We start from the raw sequence: 11,116 nt of genomic DNA, 5'->3' as shown, positions 1-11,116 counted from the left end.
GTCCTGGATGCCCGCCCACCCGCATCGGCTGATGAAGCGCTGCGTCCCATTCCCGGCGCGCTGACGCTCGACCCGCACTCGCCTGAACAGATCGACGGCGCGCTGCTCGCCTATGACATGGTGATTTACTGCATTTGCCCGGACAGCGCGACCGCCGTCGAGATCACGCAACGCATGCGCCTGAACGGCTACACGCGGATTCGCGCATTGAGGGGCGGCCTCGACGCCTGGCAAAAGCGCGGGTTTCCCGTCGAACCACTCGCGTTGCTGGACGAATTGACCACCGGCAAGCGCACGCCGAAGCCCTACGGCGAAGCACGCGATGCGGTGACGCTGCGCGGTTTCGCCCCTCGGCGCAGCTAAAGCGCCCGGGCTTGCCCCTGAGTGATCGCCCGACCGGGTCCGGACGCACAACCCATGGGGTGATTCAAACCGGTTCGCTTAAACGTGCAGCCGGCACTCAAGCTGCATCACAATTTGCGCAGCAGTCCCGCCGCCGCGCGCATCCGACGTTTGCGCTCCTGCCTGAGCCACTGAAGCGCTCCATCGGTGTCGCCGGATCCGGCCAGCAAACCCATATTGTCGCGTAGCAGCATCTCGCTCGCGACAATGTCGTTCAGCGCGCCGAAACGCTTCTGAATCTGTATCAAGCGCTTCATGATACGTTTGTGGCTGCCGCTCAGAATCGGTTCGAAAAACTCGAGCAGGTAGCGCAATTTTTTTCCCGCCTTCCTGACGTCATGAAACGCGGTGTAGTTGGAGCGCTTCGCGCGAGACGCGCGTTTCATCCGCTTTTTCAGCGAACGCTCGGAAACGGCCACGCGCTTATCCACGAATTTTTGCAGCGGCACGCGCTCATGAGCCGTGTTCAATTCCCTACTGGCGCTGGTCAGGGCTTCTTGCAGCAGTTGTTTGACGTCCGCGTTCGAAAGCGTTTCACGGCTCGCCGCCAACGCGCCGCCGCGCGCCTCCAGGAGTGTGGGCGTCATCTTGCGTGCAATGCTCTCGTCCTGCGCAATCAGTTCGATCAGAATGTCCCAATCGCGCGTCTTGCCGGCTGCCGTCGCCAGATATTTATACAGCGCCCGTTGGCGCGTATTCCCGCCTTTGTCCAACAAGGGTTCGAACGCCCACCACAACGAGCGCAACCGCCGCAGCGACACGCGCAGTCTGTGCAACGGTTCGGGCGACGCGTCTTCGCGCACCGCATTGGCGCATTCGATCGCGTGATCGACGAGAGGTGCCGCATAGGACGCGAAGGCCGCCTCCGCTGAGAGCCCGTCGCCGGCCGGTTGAGTATCTGCAGCCTGCTTGTCGATTTTCCGGCTGTCCCGCTTCATCAGACGTCCTTCAAAAGGGCCTTCAGGCACAGTAGCAAAAAAAGGTCCGGGTGGATATCCGCTGGTTATCCGTAGCCGCCGTGCATAAAATGCATGAGACGGTGCGCCGGACATGCGCCTTGCATGCGCCGCGATTCTTTGCAGGAGGGGACGGCTACCGCCGTCCCCTGAACCTGAACGCACCCGTGGGCGGTCTATCAACTGCCCATTTGCGCGGCGCGGCCGGGTTACGCATGTAGCGTTCATTTCGGACCGCTTATCATCAGAAACCGCCACGCACACACTGGCATCGGGCGCATGGTCAATCTCCGCGCGCCTCCCCCGCGAACACCCGCCCCGCATAACCGTCACGCCATTGTCATCATTACGACATACAGGCCACGCAGGATCGGACGTTCCGCTAACAACTTTGAGGCTTACGCCATGCCGGAACTTTCGTACCCGCAACCGGACGCTGCAAGCGGAAAGGGGCGCAATATCGGCCTCGTCATTTTCCTCGTCGTGATTGCGATCGGTGCTGCCTATTGCGCCATGCATCTGGCAACCGATTTACAATCGGTTCGCGAAGCTTCGTTTTTGCCCTACCTGCTGCTCGGCATTGCGCTCGTGATCGCGCTCGGCTTCGAATTCGTCAACGGTTTTCATGACACGGCCAACGCGGTCGCCACCGTGATCTACACGCATTCGCTCGCGCCGAACATTGCGGTGGTCTGGTCCGGCGGATGGAATTTCCTCGGTGTGCTGACTTCAACTGGCGCGGTGGCGTTCGGCGTTCTGCAGTTGCTACCCGTCGAACTGATTCTGCAAGTGGGTAGCAGCGCCGGTTTCGCGATGGTCTTCGCGCTGCTGATCGCCGCGATCATCTGGAATCTGGGCACCTGGTATTTCGGACTGCCGTCGTCGAGCTCGCATACGCTGATTGGTTCGATCATCGGCGTAGGTCTGATGAATCAGTTGATGCACGGCGCAAACGGCACGAGCGGCGTGGACTGGAATCAGGCGCTCGGCGTGGGCAAGTCGTTACTGTTTTCGCCGGTGGTCGGCTTTCTCGCCTCCGGTTTGCTGCTGCTGATTCTGAAGGCCTTGGTGCGGGTTCCCGCGCTGTATGCCGAGCCCAAGGGCAAGAAGCCGCCGCCGTTCTGGATTCGCAGCCTGCTGATTCTGACCTGTACGGGCGTTTCGTTCGCGCACGGTTCGAACGATGGACAGAAAGGCATGGGCCTCATCATGCTGATCCTGATCGGCACGGTGCCGACGGCGTACGCGCTGAACAAGGCGGTCACGCCGGCGGAAACGCAGACCTTCCTCGCGGTGGCGCAACAGGCATCGGCGGCGTTCGCCAGGTACACCCAGGGCGCCGCGCCATCAACCGATCCGCGCGCCGATGTCGAAGCGTACGTGCGCACTCGCAAGTTGACGCCCGCCACCTTGCCAGCCTTGCAGCAACTAACCGATATAATCGGCAAACAGGTCAGCGAGTCGGGATCGATGGCTGCCGTGCCGCAAGATATCGTCGATAACGTGCGTAACAACATGTACGTTACGTCCGAAGCCATTCGCCTGATGGAGAAGAGCAAACAGCCGACCTTCTCGCCGGCAGACGCCAAGGCCATCGACAACTTCAAGGCGCAAATCGATCACGCCACCAAGTTCATCCCGACGTGGGTCAAGGTCGCGGTGGCGATCGCCCTGGGTCTCGGCACGATGGTCGGCTGGAAGCGCATCGTCGTCACGGTTGGCGAGAAGATCGGCAAACAGCATCTGACCTACGGACAAGGTGCGTCGGCCGAAGTGGTGGCGATGCTGACGATCGGCGCGGCCGACATGTACGGCTTGCCGGTCTCGACGACGCACGTGCTGGCGTCAGGCGTGGCCGGCACCATGGCGGCCAACGGTTCCGGCTTGCAATGGAGCACCGTGCGCAGCCTGATCCTCGCCTGGGTGCTGACGCTACCGGTTTCAATCGCCTTGGCCGGGGGCTTGTACTGGGTGTTCCGGATGCTGTTCTGAAACGGCTGAAACCGCGGGTACCGGGCGCAAGTCCGGCGCAGCGAAGTTGAAAAAGCGCGGCTATTGCCGCGCTTTTTTCATTCCACCGCGCCGAAACCCGATCAATACACTTCAGGCACGATCATCGACGGCGGCACCGGCTGGCGGCTGTATTCGTCGTGATAGACCCGCGCCGGCAACTCGACACGCGAATGCTCGATCTCGTGATACGGCACCTGGCTCAGCAGATGGTGAATGCAGTTCAGACGCGCGCGCTTCTTGTCGACCGCCTGCACGACCCACCACGGCGCCTCAGGAATGTGCGAGCGCTGCAGCATGACTTCTTTCGCCTGCGTATAGGCTTCCCAGCGGCGCCGGCTCTCCAGATCCATCGGACTCAGCTTCCACTGCTTCAGCGGATCGTGAATGCGGTTCTGAAAGCGGATTTCCTGTTCTTCGTCCGTGATCGAAAACCAGTATTTGAGAATCTGCACGCCGCTTCGCGCCAGCATTTTTTCGAATTCCGGCACCGAACGGAAAAACTCTTCGTACTCGTCGTCGCTGCAAAAATTCATCACGCGTTCGACACCCGCGCGGTTGTACCAGCTGCGGTCGAACAGCACCATTTCGCCGCCGGCCGGCAGATGCGACACGTAACGCTGGAAATACCATTGTGTGCGTTCACGGTTGTTCGGCGCCGGCAATGCTGCCACGCGGCACACGCGCGGATTGAGCCGCTGCGTGATGCGTTTGATCGCGCCGCCCTTGCCGGCCGCGTCGCGTCCTTCGAAAATCACCACCAGCCGATGGCCGGTCTGCACGATCCAGTCCTGCAATTTGACCAGCTCGCCCTGCAACCGGAACAGCTCGCGGAAGTACACCTTGCGCGCCTCGCGATGCTCGGGCGTGAAGCCGTCCGCGCCGTCGATGATGCGATCGTCGACCTCCATTTCGAGCTCCTCGTCGTACGCGTCGATGAGGTCTTCCTCAAAACGGCGTTGCCGTTCTGCCATGACTTCGGCCTCGGGTCTCGGATCCAGCTCTTTCATTGCGACTCTCCTGGCAACGGGAATGATTAGGCACGCGGCGCATGCGCGTCGCGAACGCGTTCGATTATCGAAGCGCGAAGTGTCAGCCGTGTTACTGGCGCGGCAGCCGCGCCGTGGGACAAAGGGTGCGCGCCAGCGGCCCACGCCTTATAGCCATCCATGATAGCGAGTTTAGCGCGGCCGCCCGGCGCTAGCGCAATGGCCTCGCGAAGCTGAGTTCGTGGCCGTCAGGATCGGTGATGTGGAAATAGCGCTCGCCCCACGGCGCGTCGGACGGCTGGAGCGACGGCTTCAAACCCGCCGCCAGCGCCTTCCGGTAGAGCGCGTCGACATCCGACACATAAATGATCACGCGCCCCCACCAGTTGACTGGCGCGCGCGTATCGACGATCAGGTTCAGATACGAACCGCCGAAAGCAAACGACGTAAACGCTTCCTGCGAACCACCGAATTTGATCGGAAAACCAAGCGCTTCGTAAAACAGCACGGCACGCGGCATATCGCGGGTGGCAAGTGTAATGGCGCTGAGGGACTCGATGTGCGGCTCGGCCGGTTCTGCCGGGCCGGTCAGCGCGCTCGACGCGCTCGACGAGGCAGAGGCTGCGGCGGACGTTGCGGGCGAGTTCATGGCGGCTGTCTCCTTGGTAGGGCAGCGCCTCGCGAGCTTACATGGCGTAAGCGCGGGCGTTGCCGATATTGGCGTGGCCTGACACAAGAAAGTGTCTCACAGCCAGCCTCGCGCACCGCACCCTGCCCGCACTTGAAAACGCTCCCGCCGCCCCGCATCTGGATTTCCGTTTATCCGGAGCATCGCCATGGGAAGCCGTCCACGCTTCACTGATGACCTGTCGCGCGCCGCATCCGACGCCCCCGGGCCCAAACCAGTCAGTCCCCTATCCGACGACGCCCTGCTCGACGCCTATTCCCGCACCGTGATCGGCGCGCTGGAACGCGTTCAGCAGGCGGTCGCCTTCATTTCCGTCGAACGCCGGTTGCCCGGCGGCCCTTCCGGGCGTGATAGCCGCGGCGCGCGCGGCGGCACCGGCTCGGGCTTTCTGTTCACGCCCGACGGCTATTTGCTCACCAACAGCCACGTCGTGCACGGCGCCACGCACATCAAGGTGACGCTCGCCGACGGCGCGAAATTCGACGCCGATCTGGTCGGCGACGACCCCGGCAGCGATCTGGCCGTGCTGCGCATCGGCTCGCCAGAGCCGTTGCCGCACGTCGAACTCGGCGAATCGTCGACGCTGCGGGTCGGCCAGATCGCGATCGCGGTCGGCAATCCGCTCGGCCTCGCCCAAACCGTGACGACCGGCGTGGTCTCGGCACTCGGCCGCTCGCTGCGTTCGAATTCGGGCCGCATGATCTACGACGTGATCCAGACGGATGCCGCGCTCAATCCCGGCAATTCGGGCGGACCGCTGATCAATTCGGCCGGTCAGGTGATCGGCGTGAACACCGCGATTATTCCCGGCGCGCAGGCGATCTGCTTCGCCACCGCGATCGATACGGCCAAGTGGGTCATCATGCAGATATTCACGCACGGCCGCGTGCGACGCGCGTATATCGGCGTGGCCGGTACCACGAGACCGCTGTCGCGCCGCGTGCAGCGCTATTTCGCGTTGAGTTCGGAGAGCGGCGTGCACGTCATGGAAATCGTCAAAGGCAGTCCGGCCGCGCTAGGCGGCCTGCGAACCGATGATACGATCGTCGCGATCGACGCGCTTGCCGTGCAAGACGTCGATGGCCTGCAACGCACGCTCGATGCGTCGCGTATCGACAAACCGGTGAACGTGACCGTGTTGCGTGGCGCACAACGGCTCGAATTGACCTTGACGCCGGGCGAGCAGACAAGCTGATCTGAGTGGCTGCACAGCGGCTCAAAGAAGTTTCGCGCTCCGTGCCTTTCGCTCCGTGCCTTTCGCTCCGTGCCTTTCGCTCCGTGCCTTTCGCTCCGTGCCTCACGCGCCATTCATCTCGCAGATAAAAAAAGGCCTCGCACTCAATTGAGTGCGAGGCCTTTTTTCTGCCTGCGGCGCATCCGCAAAGATGCGCCGCCCAGATGCACCTGAACGATTCCAGTCAAACGCTCACTGAATCACCCGCGTCACACCACGGCCGCGCGGATCGGCTGCGGCTTCCGGCGTATCGCCATTGACCTTGATCGCCTGAATATCGCCGCTGAAATCCTGCCCTTTCAGCACGTAGCCCTTGGCTTCTATCTGCTTGGCGAGCTCGCCCTCGATGGGCTTGTACGGCTCCCAGAAAATCGTGTTCGGCGGCAGCAGCTGATGATGGAAGCGCATCGCGCCCACGGCTTCCTGCAAAGGCATGTTGAAGTCGTAGATGTTGTTGATCACCTGGAAGATCGACGTGAAGATACGCGAGCCGCCCGGCGTGCCGATCACGAGCGACACCTTACCGTCCTTGGTCAAAATCGTCGGGCTCATCGACGACAACGGGCGCTTCTTCGGTTCGATCGAATTCGCGTCGGCGCCCACCACGCCAAACTGGTTCGCAACGCCCGGCTTCGCGGAGAAGTCGTCCATCTCGTCGTTCAGCACGATACCCGTGCGATCCGCCACCACGCCCGAGCCAAAGTAGCCATTGATGGTGTACGTGTTCGACACCGCATTACCCCACTTGTCGATCACGGAGAAGTGCGTGGTTTCCGCTTTCTCCGGCATAGTTGTGCCGAGACCCGGCTGCACGCTCTTCGTATCCGACGGCGTATTCGGGTTCACTTCCGCGGCACGCTTGGCGATGTATGCGTCGTCGGTCAGTTGCGCGACCGGCACCTTGTAGAAGTCCGGATCGCCGAGATACTGCGCACGATCGGCGAACACGCGTTTCTCGATTTCGGCGATCAAGTGCACGTACTGCGCGGAATTCAGCGTGACGTCCTTGAAGTCGGGCGCAATGTCGGCCTTCATCTTCAGCAACTGCACGAGACCGATACCGCCCGAGCTCGGGGGCGGCGCGGTAATCACGCGATAGCCGTTCCAGTTCGCCTGGATCGGCTGACGCCATACCGCCTTGTACTGCTGCAGATCGGCCTTCGTAATCAGACCGTGACCGCGCATGGACGCCGCGATCAGATCGGCCGTCTTGCCCGAGTAGAAGTCTTTCGCGCCTTGATCCGAAATGCGCTGCAGCACGGCAGCGAGATCCGGTTGCTTGAAATTGACGCCCTGCTTCAGGTTACCGAAGTAGGTGTCGAAGTTGGTCTTGCCGGCAAAGTCTTTCGCTGCGTCGTCGCGGCGTTGCTGCAATTGCTCGCTGACCTCGAAGCCGTCGCGTGCGTAATGAATTGCCGGTGCGAGCACCTGCTTCCATTTGAGCTTGCCGAAGCGGCGCTGCGCTTGCCACATACCGTCGACGGTGCCCGGCACGCCCACCGCGCGATAGCCGAACAGGCTCATGTCTTTGATGACCTCGCCCTTGTCGTCGAGGTACATGCTCTTCGTCGCGGCCAGCGGGGCGCGTTCGCGATAGTCGAGGAAGTACGGCTTGCCGTCGACATACAGCGTCATGAAACCGCCGCCGCCAATATTGCCCGCTTCCGGATACGTCACGGCAAGCGTGAAGGCAATCGCGACTGCCGCGTCGACGGCGTTGCCGCCTTCCTTGAAGATCTGTTCCGCGGCGTCGGCGCTGTACTTGTCCGCGACCGCAATGGCGGACGCAGTGAGAATCGCCGGCTGCGCTTTCGCGGGCGCTTTGGCAAAGGCCGGGGTGGCTTCGAGAAAACCGCTTGAAACAGAGACGAGTGCGACCAGCGCAAGTCCGCTAACGGACGATCTGGCGTTGTGAAACAACTTCATTGGATATCCCCTAAGACGACTTCTTCATCTGACGATAACGAAAGCTGCCTTGGGCTTATAACATGCCGATCCGCCAATTGCGAAGCTGTTGCACGCATAGGGTGCATGCTGCAGCACACAAAAAACCGCACCATTTAATGCCGCCAATTGCCGCCAGTAGCCATGCTCGAATCGGCATCGAACGCAGTCAGTGCGCTGCACCACGAGGCACGGCGCACCGCGAGTTGAACACTCAGGCGCTACCGCGGCTGCCGCGCGCGATTTCATCGCCGGCGCCGTGCGGCAAGCGCGCGGTCACCGGAATCGACAGGAACGAGAACAGGCCGACCACCAGAAACGCCGGCCAGAAGTCGGAGAACACAATGGTCGAATGACCCTGCATGTTATGCGAGATTTGCAGCACGATGCCCGCGATCGTCACGCCGAGCCCCAACGAAATCTGCTGGATCACACTCGCGACACTCGTCGCGCGGCCAATGTCGCGGCTCGGAATATCCGCATACGCCAAGGTATTCAACGAAGTGAACTGCAACGACGGGAAGAAGCCGCCGAACAGCACCACACACCAGATCAACCAATGTGGCGTACCGGGAAAGAACAGACCGTAGACGGCAATCGCGAGTCCCGCGCAACCGGCATTGAACATCAGCACCGTGCGAAAACCAAACCGTTCGAGAATGCGCGACGCAGCCGCTTTCATGAAGATCGATCCGAATGCGGACGCGCAGGTGATCGACCCCGACTTGAACGCGGTCATGCCCAGACCTTCCTGCAACGCAAGCGGCAACAGAAACGGCACCGCGCCGAGGCCAATGCGAAACAGCGAGCCGCCCACCACGCTCGCGTGAAAACTCGGAATGCGCAATAGCCGCAAATCGAGCACCGGCAATTCGACGCGATTCGCGTACAGCACGTACACCACCAGCAGCAGCACGCCGATCACGCACATGCTGACCGATACCGTGTTGGACACCAGTTCGCCGCCTATCAGCGAGAGCCCCAGCATGAACAGCGACGCCCCGCTCGCCGACAACACGAAACCGGTCCAGTCGAGCCGGCCGGGATGCGCTTCACGCACGTTGGCGATGTGCTTGTTCGCCAGCCAGATACCCAGCAGGCCGATTGGAATGTTGATGAAGAAGATCAGGCGCCAATGTAAGTACGTCGTGATGAAGCCGCCCAGCGGCGGCCCAACGACCGGCCCGAGCAACGCGGGCACCGTCAGATAGTTGACCGCGCGAATGAAGTCCGACTTCGGCACCGAGCGGAAAATAATGATGCGTCCCACCGGTACCATCATCGCGCCGCCGATGCCTTGCACAAAGCGCGCAACCACGAAGGTGCCGAGCGACGTGGACGCCGCGCACATCAGCGAGCCGGCCATGAAAATGCCGATTGCCGTGCGAAACACCGTGCGCGAACCGAAGCGGTCGGCGACCCAGCCGCAAATGGGAATGAAGACGCCGAGGCCGATGACGTAAGCCGTCACGGCGAGCTTGAGGGTGATGGGGTCCTGGCCGAGATCGCGCGCCAGAACGGGCAGCGACGTCACGATGACCGTGCCGTCCACGTTTTCCATGAACATCGCACACGCGACGATCAGCGGAACGATGAAAGTGCCTAAAGCGAGAGGCATTGGCATGACGACGGGTTGCAAGGCCGCCGGTGTAAAGCGTTAATTATGGCACCGCAACGACAACAGATGTTGCTGAGCGAAGCCTTTTCTTACCGGCGATAGTGACGCGCGGCTATCCGGCGCCCAATCGTTGCGCGCGCAACGAGGCAGCATGGGCTACGAAAAACCGGAGTGAGAAAGATGAGAAAAAGCGACGCGATAGTGAGCCGGTATACAACCGGCTCACCATGCAATACAGCAGTAATTCAGGGGCGAGACTTAGCGGGATGCACTGATCAACGGTTGCAGCTGCGGCAGAATCTCGGTGCTTGCACGCGCGACGTCGTTCGGGAAGTCGATCTCGATCCACGGCGAGCCGGTCACGTCGGCCGTGTCGAACACCTGGCTGCGCTCCAGCAGCAGGTCACGCACCGCTTCTTCGTGCGGCATGTTGGCCCGGCCGCTATCCACGTAGCCCGCGACGATCTGCGTGAAACGTTGCGCGGTTTCCCGGCGGAAGCGGAAGAAGCCCACCGATTCGCCGATCGTGTCGTACTCGAGATTGACGGCGAGTTGCTTGCGCAATTCGACCGGCACGCCGTCTTTCAGGCACAGCTTGACGGGCTCGTCACCGACTTCGAAATCACGGTCGATCAACAGACGGTTGACCGTCTCGCCCGCCACCAGCGCGCTCAGAATGCACTCGTCGTAAAGCACGTCGGCGTCCATCAGCAGCACGTCGCCGCCACGCGTCAGCGGCTCGGCCACTGTGTGCACCGTCAGCACGCTGCCCAAGTCGTAACGCGGGTTGAGCACGGTTTCCACCTTATGCGGCCAGTTGATCCGCTCCAGTTCCGCCTGCACCGATTCCGGCTGAAAACCAAGCGCCAACACGACATCGGTCACGCCGGCAGCTTCAAGCATATGCAGATGCCGTTCGAGCAGGCTCATGCCGTCGAACTGCAACAGGCACTTCGGGAACTGTGCCTGCGGCGGTTGCTGGAGACGCAGGCCGAGGCCCGCTGCGAGGATGATGGCACGCATGCGCGGTCCTTTGAAAAAATACGGAATTAATCGACAACCGGCACGCGCGCCGCAGCGTGCCGCCGTTGCCAGCTTCGTTCGCTGAAGTGCAAAACCAGCAGACCCGGCAGGCCCAGCAGGATTTCACGTGCACGCTTGGCGAGCGACAACGCCAGCGCCGCATCCGGCGGCAAGCCCACGAGCGGCGCGAGCAGCAGATAGCCGCCCTCCTGCACGCCGAGCGAGCCCGGGATCATGAACGCTGCGCCACGA

The 11,116-nt window shown here is 61.8% G+C and carries 9 protein-coding genes and 1 pseudogene; 3 read left to right on the top strand and 7 right to left on the bottom strand.

Translation table 11 applies throughout. The features are described 5' to 3' along the window. On the top strand, positions 1-363 hold a 363-nt coding region (locus GNZ12_RS41770), incomplete at its 5' end, for a rhodanese-like domain-containing protein (protein WP_328806177.1). Between the two features lie 107 nt (positions 364-470). Here the strand turns inward: GNZ12_RS41770 and GNZ12_RS41765 are convergent. Further along, positions 471-1,340 (bottom strand): CHAD domain-containing protein, encoded by an 870-nt coding sequence (locus GNZ12_RS41765; RefSeq protein ID WP_172318546.1) that lies wholly within the window; start codon positions 1,338-1,340, stop codon positions 471-473. Positions 1,341-1,763: 423 nt separating this feature from the next. On the opposite strand from GNZ12_RS41765, the gene GNZ12_RS41760 reads away from it, so the two are divergent. Then, positions 1,764-3,350 carry an inorganic phosphate transporter gene (locus tag GNZ12_RS41760; protein WP_172318542.1) on the top strand — a complete coding sequence of 529 codons (1,587 nt, stop codon included), beginning with the start codon at positions 1,764-1,766 and terminating at the stop codon, positions 3,348-3,350. Between the two features lie 101 nt (positions 3,351-3,451). Here the strand turns inward: GNZ12_RS41760 and ppk2 are convergent, their stop codons facing one another. Next, a complete protein-coding gene (gene ppk2 / locus GNZ12_RS41755) occupies positions 3,452-4,378 on the bottom strand; it encodes a polyphosphate kinase 2 (protein ID WP_172318540.1) in 927 nt (308 codons plus the stop codon). 190 nt (positions 4,379-4,568) lie between these two features. Continuing rightward, entirely contained in the window at positions 4,569-5,006 is a 438-nt protein-coding gene (locus tag GNZ12_RS41750; RefSeq protein WP_172318538.1) for a VOC family protein, read from the bottom strand. Between the two features lie 187 nt (positions 5,007-5,193). Here GNZ12_RS41750 and GNZ12_RS41745 point away from each other — a divergent pair, with 187 nt between their 5' ends. Further along, positions 5,194-6,240 (top strand): S1C family serine protease, encoded by a 1,047-nt coding sequence (locus GNZ12_RS41745; RefSeq protein ID WP_172318536.1) that lies wholly within the window; start codon positions 5,194-5,196, stop codon positions 6,238-6,240. A 231-nt stretch (positions 6,241-6,471) separates the two neighbouring features. Here GNZ12_RS41745 and ggt read toward each other — a convergent pair whose 3' ends face one another. The 4 genes and pseudogenes from ggt to GNZ12_RS41725 form a co-directional block, all read right to left on the bottom strand. Continuing rightward, positions 6,472-8,205: a gamma-glutamyltransferase gene (gene ggt, locus GNZ12_RS41740; RefSeq protein WP_172318534.1), complete on the bottom strand. Its 1,734-nt coding sequence runs from the start codon at positions 8,203-8,205 to the stop codon at positions 6,472-6,474. Positions 8,206-8,437: 232 nt separating this feature from the next. Then, positions 8,438-9,841: an MFS transporter gene (locus GNZ12_RS41735; protein WP_172318544.1), complete on the bottom strand. Its 1,404-nt coding sequence runs from the start codon at positions 9,839-9,841 to the stop codon at positions 8,438-8,440. 258 nt (positions 9,842-10,099) lie between these two features. Further along, positions 10,100-10,864 carry a phosphocholine cytidylyltransferase family protein gene (locus GNZ12_RS41730; RefSeq protein ID WP_172318532.1) on the bottom strand — a complete coding sequence of 255 codons (765 nt, stop codon included), beginning with the start codon at positions 10,862-10,864 and terminating at the stop codon, positions 10,100-10,102. A gap of 26 nt (positions 10,865-10,890) precedes the next feature. Continuing rightward, positions 10,891-11,116 (bottom strand): annotated as a pseudogene (locus tag GNZ12_RS41725) (TIGR00374 family protein); the annotation flags it as partial.

Origin of the sequence: Paraburkholderia solitsugae, from assembly GCF_013177695.1 — a bacterium.
GTDB lineage: Bacteria > Pseudomonadota > Gammaproteobacteria > Burkholderiales > Burkholderiaceae > Paraburkholderia > Paraburkholderia solitsugae.
This window is presented reverse-complemented; position numbering and strand designations above follow the sequence as displayed.

Excerpts from the sequence above, each read along its gene's own strand:
- GNZ12_RS41765 (WP_172318546.1), bottom strand. The coding sequence starts at position 1,340 with ATGAAGCGGGACAGCCGGAAAATCGACAAGCAGGCTGCAGATACTCAA.
- GNZ12_RS41760 (WP_172318542.1), top strand. The coding sequence starts at position 1,764 with ATGCCGGAACTTTCGTACCCGCAACCGGACGCTGCAAGCGGAAAGGGG.
- ppk2 (WP_172318540.1), bottom strand. The coding sequence starts at position 4,378 with ATGAAAGAGCTGGATCCGAGACCCGAGGCCGAAGTCATGGCAGAACGG.
- GNZ12_RS41750 (WP_172318538.1), bottom strand. The coding sequence starts at position 5,006 with ATGAACTCGCCCGCAACGTCCGCCGCAGCCTCTGCCTCGTCGAGCGCG.
- GNZ12_RS41745 (WP_172318536.1), top strand. The coding sequence starts at position 5,194 with ATGGGAAGCCGTCCACGCTTCACTGATGACCTGTCGCGCGCCGCATCC.
- ggt (WP_172318534.1), bottom strand. The coding sequence starts at position 8,205 with ATGAAGTTGTTTCACAACGCCAGATCGTCCGTTAGCGGACTTGCGCTG.
- GNZ12_RS41735 (WP_172318544.1), bottom strand. The coding sequence starts at position 9,841 with ATGCCTCTCGCTTTAGGCACTTTCATCGTTCCGCTGATCGTCGCGTGT.
- GNZ12_RS41730 (WP_172318532.1), bottom strand. The coding sequence starts at position 10,864 with ATGCGTGCCATCATCCTCGCAGCGGGCCTCGGCCTGCGTCTCCAGCAA.